Genomic DNA, 25586 nt, shown 5'->3' with positions numbered 1-25586 from the left:
GGAGAAATTCTGTGGGCATGCTGACCTGGATGCTGCCTGATGGTTCCCACTGACGATATCGCGCAATGGCGCGAGCGTGTTTTCTCTACCTTGCTGCCGATCGTGCTGGTGCTGGGCATCGGCGCCGCCTTGCCGAGCATCGCCGTGGCGCTGCGCCAGGGCCTGTGGCAGATCGCGCTGATGGATACGCTGGCCTTGGCCTGGATCTTCGCCATCTGGCGCCTCGACCGCCTGCCCCACACCTTCCGCGTGCTGAACTTCCTGGCCGTGCTGTTCATGGTCGCCATCGGACTAATGCTGGCGGTGGGGCCGGTAAGCCTGAACTACCTGATGGCGCCGCCCATCATGGCCGTGATCCTGCTCGGCAACCGGCCCGGCATGCTCACGCTGGCCCTCGGCGCGCTCTGCATCGTGGCCTTCGGCGTGAACGGCTACGCGAAGCTGTACGTGCCGGGTCTGGAGACCGATGCGCTGTTGTCATCGCTGGTGGTGGCGATCAACTTCAGCTGCGTTGGCGCCCTCGTCACCTTCGCCGCCGGCTTTCTCCTAAAAGGGCTGGCAAGCTCGGTGCAGGAAGCGCGCACCGCCGCCGAGGCCGTCAACCGCCTTGCCTTCTATGACGTGCTCACCGGCCTGCCGAACCGGCGCCTGCTGATGGACCGCCTGGCCGAGCTGGCCGAAGGCGCGCGGCGCAACGGCAGCCTGGGTGCGGTGCTGTACGTCGACCTCGACAACTTCAAGAACGTCAACGATGCGCGCGGCCATGCCGTCGGCGACCAGCTGCTGTGCCAGGCCGCCGAGCGCCTGGCGGCGACCGCCGGCGCGCAGGCCTGCGTGGCGCGCCTGGGCGGCGACGAATTCGTGGTGCTGCTGGACGACCTGGGCCCGGACGCCGGCGCCGCCACCGCGCGCGCGCTGGCACTGGCCGAGGAAATTCGCGGCGCGCTGTGCGAAAAGATGATCATCGAGGGCCAGCGCTACTACGCCACCACCAGCATCGGCGTCGCGCTGACCGCGGCGGCGGGCTCGCCGGCCCCGCTGCATGACCTCTTGCGCGAAGCCGATACCGCCATGTACCACGCCAAGGCGCGCGGTCGCAACGGCGTGGCCCTGTTCGAGGCCGGCATGCTGCGCGACGCCGAACGCCGCCTCACCCTGGAGCGCGACCTGGGCCTGGCGCTGGACCACGGCGAGCTGTCGCTGCACCTGCAGCTGCAGGTCGACGGCGCGCGCCGCCCGATCGGCGCCGAGCTCCTGACGCGCTGGCGCCGCAAGGACGGCAGCAGCGTACCGCCCGACCAGTTCATCCCGGTCGCCGAGTCGAGCGGCCTGATCGTGCCGCTGGGCGAATGGGTGCTGCGCGAGGCCTGCCTGGCCTGGCATGTGCTGGCGCGCGCCGGCCATCCGCTGCCGCTGTCGGTCAACGTCAGCCCGATGCAGTTCCGCCAGCCCGACTTCGTGGCGCGGGTGGAAAGCATCCTGCAGGAGACCGGCGTGCCGCCCGGCCAGCTGGTGTTCGAGATCACCGAAGGATTGCTGGTCGACCGCCGCGACCGCACCATCGAGCGCATGCACGAACTGGCCGCGCTGGGCATCCGGGTCTCGGTCGACGATTTCGGCACCGGCTACTCGAGCCTGGCCTACCTGACCCGCATGCCGCTGTACGAACTCAAGATCGACAAGAGTTTTATTCGCGACACCCCGCACGACAAGGACGGCACCGCAATCGTGCAGTCGATCCTGTCGATGGCCGGCCACCTGGGCCTGCGCGTGGTCGCCGAAGGCGTCGAGACCGAGGCCCAGGCCGGGTATCTCGCGCGCCATGGCAATGCCAGCATGCAGGGTTATCTGTTCCACCGGCCGATGCCGCTGGAAGATCTGCTAGCGCATCTGCGCGGCCCTGCTATCGAAAAGGTGCACACAGGTGCACACCGTTCTCTTCCTGCCCCGAGCCGTCCTGTTGACCGTGCTCGTACCTGACAGGCGTGACTTTCCCGCCTGCCGCCGGAACCTCTCCAGCAGCAGTGCCATGCGTTGCCGCATGACTCGCCTCGGGTAGCGCCGTTCTCGCCACGAGGGCGCCGGTGGCGAGCCGTTGTAGATTAATTGCGGCATTCACGTCACGGTCGTGACGAGCGCCGCAGGCGCAAGTCCAGTTGCGCTCACCGAGTTTTAACCCGGTGTAATGCGCGCCGCATGTTGAACACAGTTTGCTGGATGGATACCAGCGATCGGCCAGCACCAATGTAGTTTCGTAACGTTGCGCCTTGTACTGGAGTTGACGCCGGATCTCGTAAAATCCAACGTCAGCGATCGCATGCGCCAACCGATGGTTGGCCAGCATGCCGCTCACGTTCAGGTCCTCGATCGCTATCGCTTGGTTTTCGCGGCACAGTCGAGTCGTGAGCTTATGGATGAAGTCGGTGCGAACATGAGTGATGTGCGCATGCAGGCGTGCCAGCGCACGCGCATCCTTTTTTCGGTTGCGTGAAACCGGCAGGCGCACACCTTTCGGGATCGCGCCTGTGATGCCGGCTCTAGCCTTCGCGGCTTTCAGCTTGCGTGCATGGCGGCGCCCGCGGATGCGCAGGCGCCGCTGGCTTGCACGTAGTGGCCGTGGGGCCGCGATCTTCTCGCCATTGGACAGAACGGCCGCAGCGCTCACGCCAAGATCGACGCCGACCACACCATCGCCCTGGCGCTGCAGGCGGGCCAGTTGCTCCGGCAGCTTGACCTGCACGGCCAGATACCAGTGGTCGGCTTCGCGCGATACGCAGGCGCCCATGATCTTGCCGGGGAACCGCAGGAGCTCGGCGAGCAAAACCTCTCCAATCTTTGGCAGCACTACGCACTTGCCCTCAAAACGAATCCTGTCGTTGGCAATATAGAACGAGTCCCGGCAGCGGCCTTTCCTTTTAAACGTCGGTGGATAGGCCTTCTTGCCGGCTTGCCGTTGCTCGTAGTAGCGGCGCCAGGCCCGCTCCAGGTACGCGAAAGGCTGTGCATGCGCATCGCGGTGGATTGTTCGCAGCCACGGTCTGCCTTCGGCATCGAGCCAGTCTGGATGGGCATACTTGATCCCATTGAACTGCTTTTTCAGTTTCATGGCATCTGGCTGCTGGCCAAGCGCGATTTGCCGCTGCCACTCGGCCACCGCCCAGTTCCAGACCTTACGGGCCGTCCCCGCCGCTCGCGCGAAATAGTCGCGTTGCTCAGGCGTGGCTTCAAGCCGGATGCGATGTGACAGCAGCATTGCGCACATCCTTATTCAATGCAACATCCAGCTGGCGGCGATAGTTGCGCAACCCATATAAACGACTTGAGAAACAATGCACGATGGTCATCATGTCTTGCACCATTTCCTGTTCAGGGGACATGCGCTCCTGATTCAGTACAAGCAGCTCGCAGCCATGTTCGTGCGCGATGTGTTCGAACCATTCGTACCCGAAGCGCGTCAGGCGATCCCGGTGCGCCAGCACCAGGGTGCGCACCTCGCCTCGCCCGATTGCGTCGGTCAGTTCCAGCAGGCGAGGACGCTTGAAATTGAGCCCGCCGCCGATCTCTTCGATGAACTCGACATTCGCCAGTCCTCGGGCTGTGCAAAATTCTTCCAGAACCCGACGCTGATTACGCAAGTCAGGCTTTTGCGCAGCGCTGGACACCCTACAGTACCCGATGATCCGGTACGGAGCCGGGCGTGACTGCAATCCGATCCGCTCAGCAATCTGCGTTTCGCTATAGAGGCGCAGGCCGGTTGGGCTACGCGCTAAGGGAGAGAACGTGCCACAGCGATCCCAGCGTTGCAACGTCTTGGGTGTCACACCAAGCCGGCGCGCCGCCGCTCCGGTCTTCAGCATCATTTCCATGGTGTTCTCTCATGTACGCTTACGTAGACTCAGACACCATAATTGTGACAAGAGTTCCGCTCCCGAGTTACTGGCCTAAGCGGCCAACGTAAATCAGCGCGATCCCGTATCATTTCATTTTGTCATGCGATGCTTGAACGGGGGGAATGTCGATGGATGAGGTAGGAATCGTACTGGCAATGCTGCTGGCGGTGGTGGCGAGCGGCTACCTGGTGCGGATGCTGCCGTTCGCCGTCCCCCTGCCGCTGGTCCAGATCGCGCTCGGCGCCGCCATCTCCGGCACCACCAGCCATGGTGTGCGGCTCGAGCCGCACATCTTCTTCCTCGTGTTCCTGCCGCCGTTGCTATTCCTTGACGGCTGGCGCATTCCCAAGGTCGGCCTGTTCCGCGACCGCTCCACCATCCTCGAGCTGGCGCTTGGCCTGGTGCTGTTCACCGTGATCGGGGCCGGCTTCCTGATCCACTGGCTGATCCCGTCGTTGCCGCTGGCCGTATCCTTCGCGCTAGCCGCGATCCTGGCGCCCACCGACCCGGTCGCGGTGTCGTCGATCGCGGCGCGCGTGCCGATTCCGCCGCGCCTGATGCACATTCTCGAAGGCGAGTCGCTGCTCAACGACGCCAGCGGCCTGGTGTGCTTCCGCTTCGCGGTGGCGGCCGCGCTCACCGGCACCTTCTCGCTGGGCGACGCCACCCTCACCTTCCTGTGGGTGGCGCTCGCAGGCATCGCGATCGGCGTCGGCCTGACGGTGGCCGTCAGCGCCGCGCAGCGCGTCCTGGCGGCGCGCATCGGCGAAGAAAGCGGCTCGCCGATCCTGATCAACCTGCTGCTGCCTTTCGGCGCCTACCTGGCGGCCGAGCACCTGCAGGCCTCGGGCATCCTGGCGGCGGTGGCGGCCGGCATCACCATGAGCTACGTCGAGCTGAGCGGCCGCGCGCTGGCCACCACCCGGGTACGCCGCGCCGTGGTCTGGGATACCGTCCAGTTCGCACTGAACGGCGTGATGTTCGTGCTGCTGGGCGAGCAGTTGCCGAATATCGTGAAAGCGGCGCTGGTCGCGCCCGAGCTGCCGGCGGCCCACGACGTCTGGTGGCTGCTCGGCAATGCGCTGGCCATCAGCATCGGCCTGATCCTGCTGCGCTTCATCTGGGTCTGGATCTCGCTGCGCCTGACCCTGCTGGCCGCGCGGCGCCAGCAGCAGGCCGTGTACCGCCCCAATCCGCGCCTGATCCTGGCCACCTCGCTGGCCGGCGTGCGCGGCGCGATCACCCTGGCCGGCGTGCTGACCCTGCCGCTGGCGATGCCGAACGGGACACCATTCCCGGGCCGCGACCTGGTGATTTTCCTCGCCAGTGCGGTGATCGTCGTGTCCCTGGTGCTGGCCAGCGTCGGCCTGCCGCGCGTGCTGCGCGGGCTGGAACTGCCGGCCGAACCCGCCCACGAAAGCGAGGAAGACCAAGCACGGCACGCCGCCGCGCTGGCCGCGCTGGAAGCGATCGCGACGGCCCCGCCGCCACCGCCGACCGCGGGCTGCGATGCCGAAGGTGCGGCCGAGATGCATGCGAGCGCGGCCGACCAGGTGCGCAGCCTGTACCAGTACCGGCTCGACGGAGGCACTGGCGCCGACATCGCCCCGGAGCGCGCACGCGCCGCCGAAAATGCCGAGCGCCATTACCGCCTCGCCGCGCTCGAGCAGGAACGCGCGGTGCTGCTGCGCATGACGCGCCACAACCAGCTGTCGGACGAGATCGCGCGCAAGCTGCTGCGCGAGATCGACCTGGTCGAGGCGCGTTACCGCTGAGCGCGCAGCCGGCGCCGGGCTGCGCCTACGTTACTTCGCGTACAGTGAGCGTAGGAATGCAGGGGTAGGATCGACTGGAAGATCCACCTACCAGCGAACCTGCCATGCCCAGTGAAAAACCGGACGCCGACGCCGTCCCCAGCGATCCAACTGCAGCCGCACGCGCAGCCGGCCTGCGTTACGTCCATGACGGCCGGCCGGGCATCCGGCGCGAAGCCGTCAAGGATGGCTTTCGCTATCTCGACGCCCGCGGCGAACCGGTGACCGACGAAACGGCGCTGGCACGCATCAAGAGCCTGGTGGTGCCGCCCGCCTGGACCGAGGTCTGGATCTGCCCCCAGGCCAACGGCCATCTGCAGGCTACCGGACGCGACGCCCGCGGCCGCAAGCAATACCGCTACCACCCCAAGTGGCGCACGGCGCGCGACGAGGTCAAGTACGAACGCATGCTCAAGTTCGGCCAGGCCCTGCCGGCCATCCGCGCCGAAGTCGACCGCGCCCTGAAGCTTCCCGGCCTGCCGCGCGAGAAGGTGCTGGCCACCATCGTCTATCTGCTCGAAGCGACCATGATGCGGGTCGGTAACGAGGAATACGCGCGCACCAATAAATCCTTCGGGCTGACGACGCTGCGCAACCGCCACGCCAAAGTCGATGGCAGCGACGTCGAGTTCAGCTTCCGCGGCAAGAGCGGCGTCTATCACAAGGTCAAGGTGCACGACCGGCGCCTGGCGCGCATCGTCGCGCGCTCGCGCGACCTGCCGGGCCAGGAACTGTTCCAGTACGTGGGCGAGGATGGCGAGACCCATGCCATCGATTCGAGCGACGTCAACGACTACCTGCGCGCCATCACCGGCGAAGACTACACGGCCAAGGATTTCCGCACATGGTCGGGCACCGTGCTGGCCGCGCTGGCCCTGCAGGAGTTTGAAAAATTCGACTCCGAGGCCCAGGCCAAGAAGAATATCGTCCGTGCGATCGAGTCGGTGGCCGAGAAGCTCGGCAATACGCCGTCGATCTGCCGTAAATGCTATGTGCACCCGGCGGTGCTGGATGCCTATCTCGACGGCGCCGCGCTCGAGGTGCTGCGCGAGCGTACCGAGGAAACACTGCAGGAAGACCTGCACGCCCTGCAACCGGAGGAAGCGGCGGTGCTGGCCATGCTGCAGCAGCGCCTGCGCCACGAGCAGGAGAATCCGAGGCCGCCGGCGTCACGCAAGAAGCGTGCGCCGGCGAAGGCCGCGACCCGCAAACCACCGCGCCCTGCCGCCCGCGCGGCAGCCTGAGCGCATCACGAAAGGAATCGCATGACCGCACACAATATCGAACTCGTCGCCCGTTTCGAACACCAGGTCACCGGCGTCTCGGTATCCGAGGATAACCGCATTTTCGTTAACTTCCCACGCTGGACCGAGGATAACGCGGTCTCGGTGGCCGAACTGCAGAAGGACGGCACCCTGCGCCCCTACCCCGACCAGGAATGGAATGCCTGGCGCAATGCGCGCAAGGACGACGTATCGCCCAACGACCACTGGGTCTGCGTGCAGAGCGTGGTGGCCGATGGCCGCGGCAGCCTGTGGGTGCTGGATCCGGCGGCGCCGGCCCAGGCCCACCTGGTGTCCGGCGGCGCCAAGCTGGTGCAGGTCGACCTCGAGGGCGACAAGGTCGTGCGCACGATCGCCTTCGACGAGGACACGGCGCCGCAAGGCTCCTACCTGAACGACGTGCGTTTTTCCGACGACGGCAAATACGCCTACATCACCGACTCGGGCGTGGTCGGCGCCATCCTGGTGGTCGACCTCGAGCACGACAAGACGGTGCGCCTGCTCGACGGTCATCCGTCGACCCAGATGAAGAAGGGCTTGAATGTGAAAGCCGACGGTGAAGTGCTGCGCCGCCCGGATGGACGCGGGGTCGAGTTCTCGGCTGACGGCATCGAACTGTCGGGCGACGGCGCCTGGCTGTACTGGCAGGCAATCAAGGGCGACACGCTGTACCGCATCTCCACGCAAGTGCTGATCGAACGCGGCTTGAAGGGCGAAGACGTCGGCGACGCGGTCGAGGAATACGGCCACAATGGCGTCAACGACGGCCTGCTGTTCGACCGCGGCAGCAACCGCATGTACCTGACCTCGGTGCAGGACGACGCGATCAAGATGCGCGACCTCGACGAAGGACCGCAGGCCAAGGTGCGGGTGGTCGTGCAGGACGAACGCCTGCGCTGGCCGGACACCTTCACCCAGGGCCCGGACGGCGCCGTCTACGTGACGACCTCGCACATCCAGGATTCCGCCTTCTTCAAACCGGAGGCGCCGGCGGCGCTGCCGACCGAACTGTGGAAGCTTATTGAATCAGATAGGTGATGACCTTCCAGCCGCCCTCGGCTTCCCGGGACGTGACCACGGTTTCGGTCACGCCTGGCCGGTTGGCGTACACCGCCCCGTATTGGATCACCACATAGTCGGCTTCCGGTGCGCCGGGCAGTGTGCGGGTATAGCGCGCGTTGGCCAGGGTGCGCGATTTCAGTTCACCCAGCGGCGCGCGGGCGCCCGCCAGCATGCCGTTCCACTGCTCTGCGGTGACGGCGCTGCGAAAGACCGTGCCGGCGCTGCGCCAGCTTTCGACACCATTGCCCGAATCGGCGAGCTTGAGCCACTCTTCGGCGGCCGCCACCCCGGCCTTGGTGTGCTCGGTTTCCTGCGCATGCACGGCGGCGACGGGCATGGCGAACATCATGGCGAGGGCGATCGGTGCGAGCTGCTTCATGGCGGACTCCGTCTGGAAAGGATCGATAAACCCACAGCATAGCGCGTCCCGGCGCCGCACAATCTCACACAATTTCGCAGCGCGGCCCGCGCCAGGGCTCAGTCGCCAGCGTCGTACTTGTTGAACACCTGGCGCAGGTAGGCGATGAAAGTCTCGTCCGTGCTCTGCGACTTGCCCTTGGTATCGGACAGCTTGGCCACCGGCTGGCCGTTGCAGCGCACCAGCTTCATGACGATGTTCAGCGGTTTATGGGGCGTGTCGTTGGTCAGCTTGGTGCCGATGCCGAAGCCGGTCATCACGCGGTCGGCGAAGTGACGGTACAGCTCGAGCGCCCTGGGCACCGTGAGCGAGTCGGAAAACACCAGGCGCTTGGTGCGCGCGTCGATGCGCAGCTTGGCGTAGTGCGCCAGCGCCTTCTCGCCCCACACGACCGGGTCGCCCGAATCCTGGCGCAGGCCGTCGAACAGCTTGGCGAAATACAGGTCGAAGTCGGCCAGGAAGGCGTCCATGCCCACCACGTCGGTCAGGGCCGTGCCCAGGTCGCCGCGGTATTCCTGCACCCAGTTCTCGAGCGCGGCCTTCTGGAAGTCGCGCAGGCGGGTGCCGAAGGACTGGTGGGCCTGCAGGTATTCGTGGGCCATGGTGCCGATCGGCGTCAACTTGAGTTTATAGGCGAGGTACACGTTCGAGGTACCCTTGAAGTACTCGGGCAGCTCGCGCGCCATGGTCGCCACCACCTCGTCGTGCCATTCGCCGGAATAGCGGCGGCGCACGCCGAAATCGAAGAACTCGAAGGGATTGGCGCGCGGCGCCTCCTTGCCGAAGGCGCGCAGCTCGTCGATCTTCTGCTGCAGGCGGCGCCGCGCCTCGGCCAGGGCTTCCGCCTGGTCGAAGCGTCGGAAGTACAGCTCGTTGACGATGTAGAGCACGAAGATCTCGAAGCCCATCACATGCACCAGCGGACCGCTGGCGCGGATCGTCAGGTGCGGGCCGTCGGTGTCGACCCGGATGAACTTGCGCTGGAAGCGGAACAGGGTGAGGAAATCGGCGAAATCGCTCTTGATGAAGCGCAGGCCGCGCAGGTACGCCACCTCGCCCTCGGTGAACATCATGCCGCACAGGTAGTCGAGCTCGCGCTCGACGTCGTCCTTGAGTTCGGCCAGCGGATAGGCGGGTTCGTTACGGCAGCGGAATTCGTAGTCGCCGATGGCGCCGGGATGGCTGTGCAGGAGGGCCTGCCACATCGTGAACTTGTAAAGATCGGATTCCAGCAGGCTGCGGACTACGGGTTTCATCAAGGCTCCAGGCATCTGCGCAACGGGCGCGGCAGGCTGTATTGTCGCCTACTTCTTTGCGCGGCGCTTTGGAGCCAGCATGGTGCCGGTGCAATCGGGGGTGCCGCAGCGGCAGGCGAACAGCTTCTTGAGCGCGGGCGTGTGGCGCTCGTCGTAGATCAGCGCGTAGTTGTAGTTGAGCTCTTCGCCGGCTTCGATGTCTTGCATCGCGTGGATATAGACCTTGCCGTCGTCCTCGAAAGCTTCGCAGTTGGGCGTACAGGCGTGGTTGATCCAGCGCGCGTCGTTGCCGTCGCGGCCGCCGTCGATCACGCGGCCGTCGGCCAGGCTGAAATAAAAAGTGTGGTTGATCGGCCCGCCCGCCTTCTCGGCGCGCCGTGTGGCCTTGTCCCAGCTGATGCGCTGCCCCTTGTACTGGATGATGCGTTCGCCGGCAGCGATCGGGCGGCGCGCGAAGACGCCGTTGCCATGAACGGGCGACTGGCGCACCTCGTACATGCGGTCTTTATCGGCGGATTTGCTGCCGCCCTTGATGGCGTTTTTTTTGCTGGTCATCTGATGCCGAATGGATGTTTAAAGGAATGCATCCATTATGGCCGCAATCGCTGCTCAGCGGCAGCACGCTTCATCAAGAAAGCCCGGCCGCGACGCGCAAGGCGGCGACGTCGATCTTCTTCATCGGCAGCAGCGCCGTCATGACGGCGTCGGCTTGCGGACCGGACGTCAAGGACATGATCTCGGTCGGCGTCACCTGCCACGACAACCCGAACCTGTCCTTCAGCCAGCCGCACTGGCGCGCCGCCTCGTCCCCGCCCTCGCCCAGGCGCTCCCAGTAATAGTCGATCTGCTGCTGGCTGTCGCACATCACCATGAACGAGACGGCTTCGGTAAAGTGGAACAGCGGCCCGCCGTTCATCGCGATGCAAGGTTGGCCGTCGACCTCGAACTGCACCGCCATCACGCTGCCCGGCGTCATGCGGTGCACGTCCTGGCCGGCCGCGCTGTAGTGCGACACGTGCGTGATGCGCGAGTCGGGGAAGATGGATATATAGTGCTTGACCGCTTCCTCGGCCTGGGTGTCGAACCACAGGCAGGGCTGGATCGGGGCGTGCAGTTGCATGGTGGTTCTCCTGTCAGGTCTGGCTACTAGCCCGGAAAATCCTCTGCGCGGTACTCGATGGTATCCGCGGCCCCAGCGTCGCGCCCTGCTTCCTCGCGGCGCAGCTCGACGCGCCGAATCTTGCCCGAAATGGTCTTGGGCAGCTCGCGGAAGGCGATGCGCCGGATCCGCTTGTAGGGCGCCAGCCGTTCGCGCGTGAAGGCGAACAGCGCGGCGGCCATCTCGCGGCTCGGCTCCACCCCGGCGCGCAGGGTCACGAAGGCCTTCGGCACGGCCAGGCGCAGCGGATCGGGACTGGGCACGATGGCCGCCTCCAGCACGCTCTCGTGTTCGATCAGCACGCTCTCGAGTTCGAACGGGCTGATTCGGTAGTCGGACGACTTGAACACGTCGTCGTTGCGGCCGACATAAAAATAATAACCGTCGTCGTCCACGCTCGCCGTGTCGCCCGTGTGGTAGTGGCCGGCCCGCATCGCTTCCACCGTTTTTTCCTCGTTGCCTTCGTAGCCGACCATGAGACCGATCGGATTCGCCGCAAGTTCCACCGATATTTCGCCCTCAGCCGCCGGCCGGTCGTCGAGGTCGAGTAGCGCGATGCGGTAGCCCGGCAGCGGGCGGCCCATCGAGCCCGGCTTGATGGGCTGGCCCGGCGAGTTTCCGATCTGGCAGCTCGACTCGGTCTGGCCGAAACCGTCGCGGATGCGGATGCCCCAGGCGCGCTCGACCTGCTCGATCACTTCCGGGTTGAGCGGTTCGCCGGCGCCGACCAGTTCGCGGATCGCCGGCTTCCAGGCCGCCAGGTCTTCCTTGATCAGCATGCGCCAGGCGGTCGGCGGCGCGCACAACGAGGTCACGCCGCAGCGCACGAGGGTGTCGAGCACGGCGCGGCTGCTGAAGCGTTCGAAATTGAACACGAATACCGTGGCGCCCGCATTCCACGGCGCGAAGAAGCAACTCCAGGCGTGCTTGGCCCAGCCGGGCGCGCTAATGTTCCAGTGGACGTCGCCCGGCTGCAGGCCGATCCAGTACATGGTCGACAGATGGCCGACCGGATAACTCTGGTGAGTGTGCAACACCAGCTTCGGCTTGGCGGTGGTGCCGGACGTGAAGTACAGCAGCAAGGGATCGGTGGCGCGGGTCTCGCCTTCGGGGACGAACACGCTGGCCACGTTGTCGCTGTCGGCGTAGTCGTGCCAGCCGGCCGACGCGCCGCCGACGGCGATCCGTGTGTAGCTGCCGGCCATCGTCTCGAATTTATGGGCTTCGCTGGCCTGGGCGATCACGTGTTTGACTTGCCCGCGCTCCAGGCGGTCGGCCAGGTCGTCGCCCGCCAGCGCCATCGTGGTCGGTACCAGCACCGCCCCCAGCTTGATCCCGGCCAGCATGATTTCCCACAGCTCGACCCGGTTCGGCAGCATCAGGAGCACGCGCTCGCCGCGCCGCACGCCGAGATTGCGCAGGTATTCGGCCACCTGGCTCGAGCGCGCCGCCATGTCGGCAAAGGAGATCTTGCGTTCGCTGCCGTCTTCCTCGACCACCCACAGGGCGGGAGCGTGATTGTCCCGGGCCTGGTGGTCGAAGAAGTCGAGCGCCCAGTTGAAGCGATCGAGCTCGGGGCGCTGGAAGTCACGGTAGGCGGTGTCGTAGTCGAGCCGGTGCCGCTGGAGGAAGTCGCGCGCCTGCACGAAGCGCTGGGTTGGCGTCATGGGGAGTCTCCTGGTCGCTATGCCACGTGGATGGCGGGATGCCCGACGCTCCCGCCTTGCGACCATTCTGCCACCGATCCGCTGGGCGGTGATGCCTTAGTTACGACGCAGCGCCGTCACCTTCATCTCGTCGGTAGGCGTCATCATGTCGATCACACGGCAGTCGCCGCACATGCGCAGGCGATCGAGGTTGGCCGCGAACGCCGGGTGGGAACCCAGGCGCCCGAGCATGTTCTCGACCATCTGCAGCGTGCCGAACGGCTTGCTGCAGCGGATACAGTGGAAGGGCTGCGATTCGTTCAGCACCACGGCCGCCATGCGCTCGGGCGCGAACGAGATGCGCGGCAGCAGCGCGATCGCGTTCTCGGGGCAGGTATTGGCGCACAGGCCGCACTGGACGCAGTTCTTCTCGATGAAGCGCAACTGCGGCGCGCCCTGCCCGTCCTGCAGCGCATTGGCCGGGCAGACGCCGACGCAGGACATGCACAGGCTGCAGGCCTGGCGGTCGACCGCCAGCGCGCCGAACGGTGCTTTCATGGGTAAGCCGATGTCCAGCGGCTGCTGCGGGGCATGGCGGTGCAGGTGGTCGAGGGCGTAGTCGAGGGTGTTGCGCTTCTCGACCGACAGGTGGAACACGGCCGGCGTGGCCGGCGCGTCGCCGCGCGGCGCGTGGCGCAGGGCCAGCGCCAGTTCCTGGGCCGCCTCCAGTGGAGAATTCCCAAGCTGGAGCAACTGGAAGTGCGGCCCGGCATAGCCCAGGCCATCGAGTACGGCCTGGGCGATGCCCATCTGCTCGCCCAGCGCCTGCACGTATTGCGGCGCCTCGTCGCCCGTCGTCAGTACGGCGATGCCGGCCGCGCCATAGGCCAGCGCTGTCAGCCAGACGTCGATGCCGGTCGAGGCGACGTGGTGCAACGACAACGGCAAAATGCGCCCCGGGACGCTGTCGCCAACGCGATTGAGCACGTCCTGCCCCCGCCCATCGTGCAGCAGCAGCACCGGCTGTGCGCCTCCTGCCTCGCGGAACGCGCGCAGGGCCGCCTGGATGCGCTTGCCGGTCAACGGCACCGGCGGATAGGCATAGCTCATGGCCCCGGTCGGGCACACGGTGCCGCAGGCGCCGCAGCCGGCGCACAGGTAGGGGTTGACCTTCACGCGGTCGCCGTCGCTCGCGATCGCCTGTGCCGAGCAGATGTCGACGCAGGCGGTGCAGGCGTGGATGCCATTGCGGCCGTGGGCGCAGATGCGCTCCTTGTAGCTGAAGTATTTCGGCTTCTCGAAATCGCCGACCATATCGAGCAGGGCCTCGACCGCAGCCAGCCGCGCCGCCTCGTCCTGGCCGGGCGCGTAGTAGCCGTGCGGGCGCTGGTGGCTGGCGATCAGGCGCGCCGGGCACAGGTCGAGCACCAGGTCGAACCTGCCCTCGCCCACCGGCTGGCCGGCCGCGCGCCAGCGCGCCTCGAAGGCGCCCAGCCAGCCGGCCACCGCCACCGTCTGCGCTAGATGCACCGGATACAGGCGCGGCTGCCCGTCCGGCTCGTCCAGCAGCAGCACGGTGATTGGCAGCGTGCCTGCCAGCCGGTCGGCCAGCGGCAGCGCGTCGACCGCGCTGCCCACCACCAGCGTGCGCCCGTGCGAACGGTAGTCGACCGTGACGGCGGCCTCGAAGTCGGGAAAATCCCGCGCCGCCTGCAGCGCGGCCAGGCGGGCGGTCCGGTCGCGGTCATCCTGGACGGGGTCGGAGGCCGCCCCGTCGTTGAGTCGGATATTCATGGGGTCCCTTGTGTTGGCGCGCCCTCGCCCTCGGCTGGCGGGTCATCGTCGTCGTCATCCTCGCCCAGCAGGCGGTTCAACACCCCCGGTGCGTGCTTGAGCGAAGCCAGCATGGCGTCGGTGAGCGGCGCGGCCTTGTTGTAGTCGGCGATGTAGATGTCCAGGCCGTCCATCACCGCGAAGTTCGGATCGGCGAACAGTTTTTTGAGCGCCATGCGCTGCACGGCCTTGTCGACGCCCTTGGCGACGAAGGCCGAGTAATCGGATTCCGGCGTCAGGCGCGCCACGTCGTCCAGGGTCGGCAGCGGCCGCGCTTCTTCCACCGGCGGCGGCTGGACGGCGGGAACCGGCGCCTCGGCGGCCACGGCCTGCTCCACCGGCTCCGGCGACGATTTCATTCGCGCCCAGCGGCGCAGGAACCCTTCTTCGGCCAAGACGTCAGCGCTCATCCGTGCTGCCTTCCCTTGCGCGGACGCGGTGTGAAGTTCTCGCGCAGATAGCCCGCGACCCAGCTGTAGATCTCGGCCGGCATGGTCACGCCGTCGGCCGCCTCCCCCGAATCGAACATGCGTGTACCCTCGACGTAGCTCACCGAGGCGCGCGCCGGCATCGCGCGCCCCTCTTCCATCCGCCACAGCACGAACACCTTCGATTCGGGCGCCATGATGTTCTCGTAATAGCCTTCGTTCTCGTCGGTGTACAGTTCGAGCTCGAGGCCGGAGACCAGGTAGTAGTCGCGTTCCGCGCTCTCGCTCAGCACCGACAGGCGCGGCAGCTCGCCACGGTCCGGCACGATGCCCACCGCGGCCCAGCTGTCCAACTCGCCCCAACGGTGCTGCACCGCGCGCCGCTGCATGATGATGGCGACCGGCATGCTTCCCATTTTCATCGTTGTGCCTTTACTGTTTGGGGGCGTTCTCGGGCACGCCCTTCTTGTTCACCGTCGGCGAAGCCCCGGCCGGCTCGGCGCGGGTCGGCCCCTGCTTGACGTCTTCGCTCGGACGCGCCGTGCCCAGCTTCTCGCTCTTGACCGGCACATTGGCCGCATGCAGCGCACGCGCCCCGAGCGGCGCGGCGGCCGTGGCGGGCGCGGCGCCCGACGTTCCCGGAGCGCCGCCGGCAGGGGCAGGCGCCGGCACGCCGGCACTGGCCGGAGTCGGATCGGATGCGGCGACACCCATCGGCCCACCCACGGGCGGCGGCGGCTTGATGGTCCAACCCTCCTGCGCGGCGCGCTGGCGCCATTGACCGCTGATTCGCTCCATCGACGCGTTCAGTGCTTCCTTTTCCTTGGCCGCCTTGGCGTCAGCCTCGGCCTTCTTCGCCGCTGCGGCCTGGGCCTGGGCCGGCGGCGGCGGCGGCAGGGCCGCCCAGGAGACGCCGGCCAGGCTCAGGCCCAGCGCCAGCGCCGCCAAGGTGTGCATTCGCTTGGTCATCATCGTGTTCCTCCTGACTGCCCCTGCGGCGCGGCATTATTGGCTGCCGGGGCTTCGGTGCTTCCCGGCGCCGGCGCGGCGGGGCGATTCTCGCCCGACGGCAGGTCGCCGCCTGGACGTCCGGCGCCCGCCGGCTGGGTGACGCCGCTCGACGGCCCCTGGCCACTTTCCTGGGTCGCGCCGCCGATCTCGGCGCCGCTGGTATTGCCGCCCGAACCGCCGGCGATGCCCGGCGTGCCGCCGGCATAGGTGGCATCGGTTTCCGGCCGGGCCGTGCGCGCCATGATCTGGCCGCTCGTCATGCCGCCGGACGAGACCTGGCCGGGATACTTTGTCTGGATCACGCCGTTGGCGGCGGGCGCCTGGCCGCGGTCGCAGCCGGCCAGCGTGCACGCCAGCAGCACCACGGCGCCCACGATCGATGCATTGCGTAGTCTCATCGCCATTCCTCAGTGCGCCGGACCGGGTTGCGGCCGGCCGCCCTGGCCAGGCACCATCTTGCCGTCCTTGTCCATGCCGGGCGGGACGCCGGTCTTCATCTGTTCGTACCACAGCTGGTGGTGGGCCTTGGCCCAGTTCTCGTCCACCGTGCCGTAGCGCATCGCCTCGTAGGCGCCGGGCGTGCCCATGGTGCCGATGTAGGCGTGGCCCATCGCGGCGGCCATGTACAGCGCCGCAGCCCCCACATGCAGCACGTTCGCCACCTGCATCACGTAACGGGTCTGGCCGACGGCGAAGTCGAGCACCAGGCCGGTGACCGACATGATCAGGCCCAGCAGCGCCACGCCGCCCCAGAACCAGGTCTTTTCGCCGGCATTGAAGAAGCCGGCCGGAACGTGCTTGTGGCTGATGAGCCCCCCGCCCTGCTTGACCCATTGCCAGTCGGCGCGGTTGTAGAAATTGCGCTTCAAGAAGGTGAAGAACATCAGGATCGAGCACAGGATGAACAGCGGTCCGACGAAGTTGTGCAGATATTTGGAGATGATCGCCACCCAGGAAAACAGGTCGTGCCCCATCCACGGCAGCATGATCTTCTTGCCGTACATGATGATGATGCCGGTGAGGCCGAGCGCGATGAAGCTGAAGGCCGTCGCCCAGTGCACCTGGCGTTCCCAGCGATTGAAGCGCTGCATCTTGCGGCCTGCTTCCGCCACCTGGTTGGCCGGGCCGATGGTCCGGTAGAACACGAAGATCGCCAGCGGCACCGCGAGCAGGATGAAGCCGGCGATGGTCGCAAGCGGCCCGTTGCGCAGGTGGCGCCAGGTATTGCCGCCGCGCTGGACGATGACGTTGCCTTCCTTGCTACCGTACTGGCCCAGGTAGTGGCGGTCCATGTGCACCCGGCCCGATGCCGGGCTGGTCATGCCGGGATCGGGCACCACCGAGTCGGCCTCGATCTGCAGCATGGTCTGTTCTTCGGCATAGGCCGGCGTGGCATTCTGGTTCTTGACGCCGGCCCAGCTAGCGGAGAACACCAGGGCCGCCGCCAGGAACAGCATGGCGCGCAGCGTATTTAAAGTCGCTCGCATGGTGCCTCCTCAGGGGTTGGCCCGGTTGTATTCGTTCTGCTTGCCGTTGCGGTTCTCGACCGTGGCCCACCAGGCCAGGCGGTCGTTGTGGAAGCGGCGCTGGTAGTGGCGGTCGTCCTTCTTGCCGGCGTATTCGCCCTTGATCCATGGCGGATGCTGGTCCACTTCGAGGCAGCCGGCCAGCAGCACGGCCGGCAGGATCAGTGCGCAGATCTTGATGAGCTTCATGTCGGGAACCTCCCGGAATGGTTCTGCGAATCGCGCGTGTCCTGGTTGACGCGTGGCGAGTCGCCCTCGGCCTTGTACTGGCCGCCGCGTTTCGGTTTGCCGTAGGCGATCTTCCAGCCCCACAGCTGCGGGCCATAGCCGCGCGTCTCGACCCGCTGGCGATAGATGTCGGCGATGATGTTGGCGTCGCCGCCCAGCAGCGCCTTGGTGCCGCACTGTTCGGCGCAGGCCGGCAGCTTGCCTTCGGCGATGCGGTTGCGGCCATACTTCTTGAACTCGGCTTCCGAGGTATCCGGTTCCGGGCCGCCGGCGCAGAAGGTGCACTTGTCCATCTTGCCGCGGTGGTTGAACAGGCCCGTCTCGGGGAATTGCGGCGCGCCGAACGGGCAGGCGTAATAGCAGTAGCCGCAGCCGATACACTGGTCCTTGCTGTGCAGGACGATGCCATCCTCGGTATGGTAGATGCAGTTGGTCGGGCACACGGCCAGGCACGGCGCGTCGGTGCAGTGCATGCATGCCACCGATACCGAGCGCTCGCCCGGGATGCCGTCGTTGATCGTCACCACGCGGCGCCGGTTGATGCCCCAGGCCAGTTCGTGCTCGTTCTTGCAGGCGGTCACGCAGCCGTTGCAGTCGATGCAGCGCTCCGTGTCGCAGATGAATTTCATTCTTGCTGGCATGTCGGTCTCCTCCGTCAGCTCAGGCGCGCACCACGCGGCACAGCGACACCTTGGTTTCCTGCATCATGGTCACGGCGTCATAGCCATAGGTCCAGCCGGTATTGATGGCCTCGCCGCGCACGATCGGCGCCCCATGTTCGGGATAGTGTTGTTCCAGGTCTTCGCCCATCCACCAGCCGCCGAAGTGGAACGGCGCCCACACCAGGCCCACCGGCACCCGCTCGGTGACCATCGCCATCATCTTCAGGCGCGCGCCGGTCGGGGTCTCGAGCCACACGTACTCGCCCAGCTTGGCGCCGATCTGCACCGCATCGCGCGGGTTGATTTCGACGAACATGTTTTGCTGCAGCTCGGCCAGCCAGGGATTGGACCGGGTTTCCTCGCCGCCGCCCTCGTATTCGACCAGGCGGCCGGAGGTCATGATCAGCGGAAAATCCTTCGAATAGTCGACCGCCTGCACCGATTTGAACAGCGTCGGCAGGCGCCAGTGATTGGCCTTGTCGTCGTAGGTCGGGTACTGGGCCACCAGGTCGCGCCGTGGCGTGGCCAGCGGCTCGCGGTGGACCGGCACCGGATCGGGGAAATTCCACACATTGCAGCGCGCCCGGGCATTGCCGAACGGCGCGCAGCCGTGGGCGATGACGACCCGGATGATGCCGCCCGACAGGTCGGTCTTCCAGTTCTTGCCCTCGGCCATGGCTTGCTCGGCCGGGGTCAGCTCGGCCCACCAGCCCAATTTTTTCAGGAACACGTGGTCGAACTCGGGGTAGCCGAAGTCCAGCTCGCTGTGCTTGTTGGTCGAGCCGTCGGCCGCCAGCAGGCTCGAACCGTTGTGCTCGACGCCCCAGTTGGCACGGAACGGCAAGCCGCCCTCGGCCACGCTCTTGCTCAGGTCATACAGGATCGGCGTGCCCGGATGCTTCATTTCCGGCGTGCCCCAGCACGGCCACGGCAAGCCGTAGTAGTCGCCCTTGCACGGGCCGGAATCGGCGCGCAGCGTCGTCGGGTTGAAGGTGTGCTTGTTTTCCATGTGCAGCTTGAGCCGCTCGGGCGAGCAGCCCGTGTAGCCGATGGTCCAGCACGAGCGATTGATCTCGCGCAGGATGTCCTCGACCACCGGCTCGTTGTGCACCACCTTGATGTTTTTCACCAGCTCGTCGGCGAAGCCCAGCTTGCGCGCGAACAGGTACATGATTTCGTGGTCGGTCTTGCATTCGAACAGCGGCTGGATCACCCGCTCGCGCCACTGGATCGAGCGGTTCGAGGCGGTGCAAGAACCCTGGGTCTCGAACTGCGAGGCCGCCGGCAACAGGTAGACCCCATCGCTGCGGCCATGCATCGCCGCCGTCATGCTCGGATAGGGGTCGATCACCACCATCATGTCGAGCTTTTGCATCGCCGCCTTCATGTCCGGCAGGCGGGTCTGGCTGTTCGGCGCGTGGCCCCAGTAGAGCACGGCGCGCAGATTGCTGGGCTGGTCGATGAACTGGTTTCCTTCATTCACCGCGTCGAACCAGCGCGACACCGTGATGCCAGGCTTTTCCATCAATTCTTTTGAACCGAAGCGCGACTTGATCCACTCGTAGTCGACGCCCCAGACCGCGGCGAAGTGCTTCCAGGCCCCTTCGGCCAGGCCGTAGTAGCCAGGCAGCGAATCGCCGTTGGGGCCGACGTCGGTGGCGCCCTGCACATTGTCGTGGCCGCGGTAGATATTGGCGCCGCCCCCGGGAATGCCGATATTGCCCAGCGCCAGCTGCAGGATCGACAGCGCGCGCACATTGGCGGTGCCGACGTGGTGCTGGGTGATGCCCATGCACCAGACCACGGACGAGGGACGGTTGGTGGCCAGCATCTCGGCCGCCATGCGCACCGCCGATTCCGGCACGCCGGTAACGTCCGACACCTTATCGGGCGTCCATTTCATGACTTCGGCGCGCACGTCCTCCATGCCCCAGGTGCGCTCTTCGATGAATTTCTTGTCTTCCCAGCCGTTATTGAAGATATGCCACAGGATGCCCCACACCAGCGGGATGTCGGTGCCGGGCCGCACGCGCACATAGTGATCGGCAAAGCGCGCCGTGCGGGTAAAGCGCGGATCGATGACGATCATCTTGGCGCCCAGTTCCTTGGCGTGCAGGAAGTGCAGCATCGAGATCGGGTGCGCCTCGGCCGGGTTGGAGCCGATGAACAGCACCGCCTTGCTGTAGTGCAGGTCATTGAACGAGTTGGTCATCGCCCCGTAGCCGAAGGTCTGGGCCACGCCGGCGACGGTGGTCGAGTGACAGATGCGGGCCTGGTGGTCGCAGTTATTGGTGCCGAAGAATGATACCCATTTGCGCAGCAGGTAGGCTTGCTCGTTATTGTGCTTGGAGCTGCCGATCACCATCAGCGCATCGGGCCCGGCTTCCTTGCGCAGTTGGAGCAGCTTGTCGCCGATCTCGTCGATCGCCTGGTCCCAGGAGATGCGCTGGTACTTGCCATTGACCAGCTTCATCGGATAGCGCAGGCGATGCTCGCCGAAGGCGTGCTCGCGCACCGAAGCGCCCTTGGCGCAGTGGGCGCCCATATTGATCGGCGAATCGAAGGCGGCCTCTTGCCGCACCCAGACGCCGTTGGCGACGACGGCATCGACCGAGCAGCCGACCGAGCAGTGGCTGCAGACGGTGCGCTTGACCACGGTCGGCACCGGGGTATCCGCTACCGGGTCGGCCTGGGCCGGTTCGATCACGTTCAGCGGCAGGTGGCGCGCCAGGGCTCCGGCGCCGGCGGCAACGCCGGCCCCGACCAGGAAGCGGCGCCGTTTCAACGCGCTGTCGCGCGTGGACTTGACCAGTGACATATCGATTCCTCTGCTTGCCTACCAGTAGGCGGCGGTGGCGTAATAGCGGCGGATGTGATCCGTCTCGTGGTAGCCGCGCTTGACCTTGGGGTCGGGCGCGGCCGGGGCGGCCTGCGGTGCCGCGGTCGCCGGGGCGGCGGCAGCGGCCACCACCAGTGCGCCCAGGGGGGCGGCTTTCAGGAAGCCGCGGCGGGCCGGGTCGGGCTGGTCATGGGCTTGTGGATCATGCTTGCTCATCGGTTTCCTCTCCTACGCCGAAGCTTTCGGCCTCGATTGCCAGGAATGCCTGGGCGAAGCGCGCGACCAGGCAGTAATAATTGGCGCCATCGGCATTGGCGATGTCGTCCAACGCGCGCATGCACCAGGAGCCGATGTGGGCCTCGAAGAAGCGGCGCTGCACGTCGAGCGGCTGACGCCGGATGCCGGGCGTGCCGGCCACCAGCACGCGCATGGTCTCGCACAGCGCGCCGAGGTGGTCTTCGAACTCGCCCCGCCCCTGTATGCGCGCCAGGCCAAGCTGGGCCAGGTCTTCGCGCAGATGCGCGAGCGGCGTGTCGTTCATGTAGCCGGCCAGGTAGCGCGAGCCATACGGATCGACCGGCGGCGTGCCGACGCTGACGAACAGCGCGCTGAATTCATCGTGGACGAGTCGGGGGTCCATCACGCCGGATGCGACGGTCAGTTGGTCCCAGGCGCGTTCGAGCGCCGGGTCGCCGCCCTCGGCCAGGATGGGATCGCTGGACGCGAGCGCATCGAGCAGCGCCGCGTCGGGCGCGGCCAGCAGTAGCCGGGAGAGCAAGGCATACAGATCCGCCCTGGCCTGGTCTTCGCCGCCCGGCGGCAGGTCCGGTCGAACGATTGCGGTGGCAAAGGCGCTGCGATCGGGCACGGTCTCGGTTGTTGATGACACTGGGGAACACTCCAGTTGTTCAATTTATATGGCAGTGTAGGCCTCGATTGATATTGAGTGCGCACAGTTGCCTATACGGCTAAATGAACCCAGCATGGGTGAGCACGGGCGCCAAACGACCGGAACACAACGAATTTGTTTCTCAAATGCAATAAATGGCATTTGTTTGTCGAGATAAACGCTTCAACACGTCTATAATTCCGGTGTACCCGAACCAAGCGACCATCCCTCATGAGCCAGACCCTGTCCCGGCAAGCCGAGCCGCCTCTCAATATCCACGCCCTCAAGTCCTGCGCGCAGTGCAGCATGCACCAGCTGTGCCTGCCGATGGGCCTCGAAGACGCCGAGATCGACCGCCTGGACAAGATCATCGGCCGCCGTCGCCGCCTGGAACGCGACGAGCGCCTGTACAGCGTGGGCGAATCGTTCCGCAACCTGTACGCGGTGCGCTTCGGCCACTTCAAGACCTACCAGGTGAACGCGGCCGGCGAAGCGCAGATTACGGGTTTCCAGATGGCCGGCGAGCTGCTGGGCATGGACGCGATCAGCGGCACCCACCATTGCGACGCGGTGGCGCTGGAAGATTCCGAGGTGTGCGAGATCCCGTTCGCGCGCCTGGAAGACCTGTTCGGCGAAGTGCCGACGCTGCTGCGCCACTTCCACCGCATCATGAGCCAGGAAATCACGCGCGAGCAGAACGTCATGCTCTTGCTCGGCAATATGCGCGCCGAGCAGCGCTTCGCCGTGTTCCTTGTGAACCTGTCGGCGCGCTACGCCACCCGCGGCTATGCGGCCAACCGCTTCCAGCTGCGCATGTCGCGCGAAGACATCGGCAACTACCTGGGCCTGACGATCGAAAGCATCAGCCGCCTGCTGTCGCGCTTTAAAAAGCAGGGCTGGCTCGAGGTCGACAAGCGCGAAGTGACGCTGCTCGATCCGGTCAAGCTGAAGGCGCTGGCGGCCGGCACCGACGTGTGCAGCCCGATGGCCTGAAACATCATGGCGCCCGACCTGCACCTGCGTAGCTACGACCGCGTGCACTGGGGCGACCGCCACGACTTCGCCCAGCTGGTGCTGCCGGTGCACGGCGAAGTCGTGCTCGACATCGAAGAGCGGCGCGGCCGGCTCGATCCCCTGCATGGCGCGCTGGTGGCGCCCGGCGCCTGGCATGCGCAATCGAGTCCGGGCGCGAATGATTCCCTGATCGTCGACGTCGATGGCGCCGCCTTCGACGACGGTCCCTGGCAGCGCCTGCTGGAGCGGCCTTTCGTCACGCTGGCCCCTGCGGCGCGCAAGCTGGTCGAGTTCATGGGACTGATGGCCCGTGAAACTGGTCCACACCGCGCGCCGGCCCGTTCGCTAGTGCAGGGCTGGGTGCCGCTGCTGCTCGACACCCTGAGCCTGGACGCGCCGCGCGCCACCTCGCGCCTGGCGGCCCTGCTGGCACGGATCGAGGCCGCGCCCGGCCTGGCCTGGAGCACCGAATCAATGGCGAATGCCGCCAACCTGAGCGTCAGCCGCCTGCACGCACTGTTTCGCGAAGAGCTGGACAGCACGCCGCATGCCTGGCTGCTGGGCTGCCGCCTTGATTGCGCGCGCGGTCTGTTGACCCACAGCGCGCGCAGCGTGGCCGACATCGCCCTCGCCTGCGGCTTCTCGGACCAGGCCAGCCTGACGCGGGCCATGCGCCGCGTATTCGGTACCACGCCCGCTGCCTATCGGCGTGCAGGTCAAGAGAATCCACCAAAGCCGCAGTAGTCCCGGCCAAGACTGGATGCACGATCAGGTCCGAGAATCTCCTTTCAAAGGAGATTCATCATGTACACCGCTACTGGCGCGGGCGGACTGTCCCGCTCCACCCTGCTCGGCATCGGCGCCGGCATCGCCGCCGGCGCACTCTGGGGCCTGGTCTTCCTGGCCCCGGAACTGGCGCCCGGATTCCTGCCGATCCAGCTCTCGGCCGGACGCTACCTGGCCTATGGCTTGATTGCCACTATCCTCATCTACCCGGCATGGGGACGGCTGCGCCGCCACCTCGGCTGGCCGGCGTGGCGCGGCCTGATCTCGCTCAGCCTCACCGGCAACATCATCTATTACCTGTTCCTGGCCAACGCCGTGCAACTGGGCGGCGTGGCAATGGCCTCGATCGTGATCGGGCTGCTGCCGATCGCGGTCACCCTGGTGGGCTCGCGCGACGGCAATGCGGTGCCGCTGCGCCGGCTGCTGCCTTCACTGCTGCTGAGCGGCGCCGGCCTGGCCTGCATCGGCTGGGAGTCGCTGTCGGCGTCCGGGCCTGGATCGCTGGCCGGCCTGGCCTGCGCCTTCGGCGCACTGGTGTCGTGGACCATCTTCGCGGTACATAACATCCGCTGGCTGGCGCGCATCGAGGGGATTTCGTCGCATGAATGGAACCTGCTGGTGGGCGTGGTCACGGGCGTCATGGCCTTGGCGCTGGCGGTACCGGCCTTCGTGCTGGCGCCGGGTGAGCACACCCTACCGGCCTGGCTGCAGTTCGGCGCGCTGGTCAGCGCGGTGGCCATCCTGTGCTCGGTGGTCGGCAACGCCCTGTGGAACCACGCCAGCCGCGCGCTGCCCCTGAGCCTGATGGGGCAGATGATCGTGTTCGAGACAATCTTCGCGGCCCTGTATGGCTTTTTGTGGGAAGCGCGCTGGCCGAGTGGGTTCGAGACGGCCGCGCTGGGGTTGCTGGTGGCGGGAGTCATTTCGTGTGCGTCGGCGCACCGCGGCGCGCATTGAGGGCGCTTAAGCGACTAGTTGCGCAGGATCCGATTCATTCGTCCCCCTCCTTGGCAGCAGCTCGGGATGCTGGTCGATGATTTTTTCCAAACGCTTGAGGCGCTTCAAGCCACTACCTGTATGCTTGCTCAGATCGATCATGGCCTTGTAGATCGTCACCATGTCGTCGACTTCTTGCTGGCACCTCGATTCGATCGCTTGATAATTCTTGACGTCGTAAGCATCCCAGACACGCGTGCCGGACTCCATTGTTCGGCCAGGAATATATTTTTGATAGAGTGCCGCTTTGGTTTTCGGATAGGCGAAGTAGCTCTGATTGAACGAGAATTGGGTGTATGTCGCAACACTCAAGTCAATCTGTCGACATCCGCAAAGAAGATCATGTACATTTTCCGGCGGCGCAACCCTAGCATGAACCATACGCGCCAGCAGCACCGGTATATCGCTGTGCGAGATGCCAATCCCTGCAAGCATCAGCCCTCCAGATTGTTTGCTGATCGAACGCCACTGCGCCTCCAGGTATTCGTACAGTCCTCTCAATACTGCGTCTTCCGATCCGAGTTCCCACTCCCAGAACCGTCGCGGCGCTTCCAGCCGATCCTGCATCGGAAAATAAGTCTGCAAGACACCGCCAATGATTTTATGCCCAGGCAGGAATGGCGAAAAACTCAGTCCGCCGTGACTGGTGCGCACCCGATCTGCTTCAGGCACGTAATACTCCAGGTCAAAAAAAATGACCTTCGTCGTCTCAGGGTAAAAGCGCAGCATGTTCGATTCGAAGAGTGGTTGGAGCGAGGATTCTACTTGCGCTTCGAAACGCACAGACGCCTGCTCCGGAGGTAGCGCCTGCTGCACCCCGCAGGAGCAGGCGGCGCTACCTGCCGT

26 protein-coding genes are annotated in these 25586 nt (G+C 66.0%); 7 read left to right on the top strand and 19 right to left on the bottom strand.

From position 1 onward, the window contains the following. Nucleotides 1-39 precede the first annotated feature (39 nt). On the top strand, nucleotides 40-1980 hold the full coding sequence (locus SOM28_RS01745; RefSeq protein ID WP_320466989.1) for a putative bifunctional diguanylate cyclase/phosphodiesterase: 1941 nt from the start codon (nucleotides 40-42) through the stop codon (nucleotides 1978-1980). Here the strand turns inward: SOM28_RS01745 and SOM28_RS01740 are convergent. Together SOM28_RS01740 and SOM28_RS01735 are read right to left on the bottom strand one after the other, a co-directional pair. Continuing rightward, nucleotides 1904-3253 (bottom strand): RNA-guided endonuclease InsQ/TnpB family protein, encoded by a 1350-nt coding sequence (locus SOM28_RS01740; RefSeq protein WP_320466988.1) that lies wholly within the window; start codon nucleotides 3251-3253, stop codon nucleotides 1904-1906. The genes SOM28_RS01745 and SOM28_RS01740 overlap by 77 nt on opposite strands. Then, nucleotides 3225-3866: an IS607 family transposase gene (locus SOM28_RS01735; RefSeq protein WP_320466987.1), complete on the bottom strand. Its 642-nt coding sequence runs from the start codon at nucleotides 3864-3866 to the stop codon at nucleotides 3225-3227. The genes SOM28_RS01740 and SOM28_RS01735 overlap by 29 nt, the downstream gene beginning before the upstream one ends. A 152-nt stretch (nucleotides 3867-4018) precedes the next feature. Between SOM28_RS01735 and SOM28_RS01730 the strand changes: the two genes are divergently transcribed. The 3 genes from SOM28_RS01730 to SOM28_RS01720 all read left to right on the top strand — a co-directional run bounded on the left by SOM28_RS01730 (nucleotide 4019) and on the right by SOM28_RS01720 (nucleotide 8025). Further along, the gene (locus SOM28_RS01730; protein ID WP_320466986.1) at nucleotides 4019-5665 is read left to right on the top strand and encodes a Na+/H+ antiporter; all 1647 of its coding nucleotides are present in this window, start codon (nucleotides 4019-4021) and stop codon (nucleotides 5663-5665) included. Nucleotides 5666-5769: 104 nt separating this feature from the next. Next, nucleotides 5770-6948 (top strand): DNA topoisomerase IB, encoded by a 1179-nt coding sequence (locus SOM28_RS01725; RefSeq protein WP_123071139.1) that lies wholly within the window; start codon nucleotides 5770-5772, stop codon nucleotides 6946-6948. 21 nt (nucleotides 6949-6969) lie between these two features. Beyond that, nucleotides 6970-8025 carry an L-dopachrome tautomerase-related protein gene (locus SOM28_RS01720; RefSeq protein ID WP_320466985.1) on the top strand — a complete coding sequence of 352 codons (1056 nt, stop codon included), beginning with the start codon at nucleotides 6970-6972 and terminating at the stop codon, nucleotides 8023-8025. Here the strand turns inward: SOM28_RS01720 and SOM28_RS01715 are convergent. The 16 genes from SOM28_RS01715 to SOM28_RS01640 form a co-directional block, all read right to left on the bottom strand. After that, nucleotides 8006-8428: a DUF4019 domain-containing protein gene (locus SOM28_RS01715; RefSeq protein WP_320466984.1), complete on the bottom strand. Its 423-nt coding sequence runs from the start codon at nucleotides 8426-8428 to the stop codon at nucleotides 8006-8008. The two genes, SOM28_RS01720 and SOM28_RS01715, sit on opposite strands and share 20 nt — an antisense overlap. Nucleotides 8429-8526: 98 nt before the next feature. Then, a complete protein-coding gene (gene pncB, locus SOM28_RS01710) occupies nucleotides 8527-9723 on the bottom strand; it encodes a nicotinate phosphoribosyltransferase (protein ID WP_123071136.1) in 1197 nt (398 codons plus the stop codon). A gap of 48 nt (nucleotides 9724-9771) precedes the next feature. Beyond that, nucleotides 9772-10278, bottom strand: coding sequence for an SET domain-containing protein (locus tag SOM28_RS01705; RefSeq protein ID WP_320466983.1), 507 nt, complete (start codon nucleotides 10276-10278; stop codon nucleotides 9772-9774). Nucleotides 10279-10351: 73 nt separating this feature from the next. Then, entirely contained in the window at nucleotides 10352-10843 is a 492-nt protein-coding gene (locus tag SOM28_RS01700) for a VOC family protein (protein ID WP_320466982.1), read from the bottom strand. A 26-nt stretch (nucleotides 10844-10869) separates the two neighbouring features. Continuing rightward, complete coding sequence (locus SOM28_RS01695; RefSeq protein WP_320466981.1) at nucleotides 10870-12549, bottom strand: AMP-binding protein; 1680 nt, start codon at nucleotides 12547-12549, stop codon at nucleotides 10870-10872. Between the two features lie 96 nt (nucleotides 12550-12645). Beyond that, nucleotides 12646-14322 (bottom strand): 4Fe-4S binding protein, encoded by a 1677-nt coding sequence (locus tag SOM28_RS01690; RefSeq protein ID WP_320466980.1) that lies wholly within the window; start codon nucleotides 14320-14322, stop codon nucleotides 12646-12648. After that, nucleotides 14319-14771 carry a DUF3306 domain-containing protein gene (locus tag SOM28_RS01685; protein WP_320466979.1) on the bottom strand — a complete coding sequence of 151 codons (453 nt, stop codon included), beginning with the start codon at nucleotides 14769-14771 and terminating at the stop codon, nucleotides 14319-14321. The genes SOM28_RS01690 and SOM28_RS01685 overlap by 4 nt, the downstream gene beginning before the upstream one ends. Next, on the bottom strand, nucleotides 14768-15211 hold the full coding sequence (locus tag SOM28_RS01680) for a DUF3305 domain-containing protein (protein ID WP_320466978.1): 444 nt from the start codon (nucleotides 15209-15211) through the stop codon (nucleotides 14768-14770). Before SOM28_RS01680 ends, SOM28_RS01685 begins: the two co-directional genes overlap by 4 nt. A gap of 10 nt (nucleotides 15212-15221) precedes the next feature. After that, a complete protein-coding gene (locus SOM28_RS01675; protein WP_320466977.1) occupies nucleotides 15222-15761 on the bottom strand; it encodes a hypothetical protein in 540 nt (179 codons plus the stop codon). Next, on the bottom strand, nucleotides 15758-16198 hold the full coding sequence (locus SOM28_RS01670) for a hypothetical protein (protein ID WP_320466976.1): 441 nt from the start codon (nucleotides 16196-16198) through the stop codon (nucleotides 15758-15760). The genes SOM28_RS01675 and SOM28_RS01670 overlap by 4 nt, the downstream gene beginning before the upstream one ends. Nucleotides 16199-16207: 9 nt before the next feature. Beyond that, the gene (locus SOM28_RS01665) at nucleotides 16208-17287 is read right to left on the bottom strand and encodes a formate dehydrogenase subunit gamma (protein WP_320466975.1); all 1080 of its coding nucleotides are present in this window, start codon (nucleotides 17285-17287) and stop codon (nucleotides 16208-16210) included. Nucleotides 17288-17296: 9 nt separating this feature from the next. After that, nucleotides 17297-17515 (bottom strand): hypothetical protein, encoded by a 219-nt coding sequence (locus SOM28_RS01660; protein ID WP_123071126.1) that lies wholly within the window; start codon nucleotides 17513-17515, stop codon nucleotides 17297-17299. Continuing rightward, on the bottom strand, nucleotides 17512-18195 hold the full coding sequence (gene fdh3B, locus SOM28_RS01655) for a formate dehydrogenase FDH3 subunit beta (protein ID WP_221176203.1): 684 nt from the start codon (nucleotides 18193-18195) through the stop codon (nucleotides 17512-17514). The genes SOM28_RS01660 and fdh3B overlap by 4 nt, the downstream gene beginning before the upstream one ends. Nucleotides 18196-18214: 19 nt before the next feature. Beyond that, nucleotides 18215-21034, bottom strand: a complete 2820-nt coding sequence (locus SOM28_RS01650; RefSeq protein ID WP_320466974.1) for a formate dehydrogenase subunit alpha — start codon at nucleotides 21032-21034, stop codon at nucleotides 18215-18217. A gap of 18 nt (nucleotides 21035-21052) precedes the next feature. Then, a complete protein-coding gene (locus SOM28_RS01645) occupies nucleotides 21053-21271 on the bottom strand; it encodes a formate dehydrogenase (protein WP_123070648.1) in 219 nt (72 codons plus the stop codon). Further along, nucleotides 21258-21944, bottom strand: a complete 687-nt coding sequence (locus SOM28_RS01640) for a TorD/DmsD family molecular chaperone (RefSeq protein ID WP_320466973.1) — start codon at nucleotides 21942-21944, stop codon at nucleotides 21258-21260. Before SOM28_RS01640 ends, SOM28_RS01645 begins: the two co-directional genes overlap by 14 nt. Nucleotides 21945-22175: 231 nt before the next feature. Here SOM28_RS01640 and fnr point away from each other — a divergent pair, with 231 nt between their 5' ends. From fnr to SOM28_RS01625, 3 genes are read left to right on the top strand one after another with little or no spacing between them, the layout of a single operon-like run. Then, nucleotides 22176-22937 (top strand): fumarate/nitrate reduction transcriptional regulator Fnr, encoded by a 762-nt coding sequence (gene fnr, locus SOM28_RS01635; RefSeq protein ID WP_320466972.1) that lies wholly within the window; start codon nucleotides 22176-22178, stop codon nucleotides 22935-22937. Between the two features lie 6 nt (nucleotides 22938-22943). Further along, on the top strand, nucleotides 22944-23702 hold the full coding sequence (locus tag SOM28_RS01630; protein WP_123070651.1) for a helix-turn-helix transcriptional regulator: 759 nt from the start codon (nucleotides 22944-22946) through the stop codon (nucleotides 23700-23702). Between the two features lie 60 nt (nucleotides 23703-23762). Beyond that, nucleotides 23763-24701: a DMT family transporter gene (locus SOM28_RS01625; protein ID WP_320466971.1), complete on the top strand. Its 939-nt coding sequence runs from the start codon at nucleotides 23763-23765 to the stop codon at nucleotides 24699-24701. Between the two features lie 6 nt (nucleotides 24702-24707). Here SOM28_RS01625 and SOM28_RS01620 read toward each other — a convergent pair whose 3' ends face one another. Further along, nucleotides 24708-25469 carry a 3'-5' exonuclease family protein gene (locus tag SOM28_RS01620; protein ID WP_320466970.1) on the bottom strand — a complete coding sequence of 254 codons (762 nt, stop codon included), beginning with the start codon at nucleotides 25467-25469 and terminating at the stop codon, nucleotides 24708-24710. Nucleotides 25470-25586 lie beyond the last annotated feature (117 nt).

Source organism: Massilia sp. CFBP9026 (assembly GCF_034045165.1).
GTDB classification, from domain to species: Bacteria; Pseudomonadota; Gammaproteobacteria; order Burkholderiales; family Burkholderiaceae_D; genus Telluria; species Telluria arenae.
This window is presented reverse-complemented; position numbering and strand designations above follow the sequence as displayed.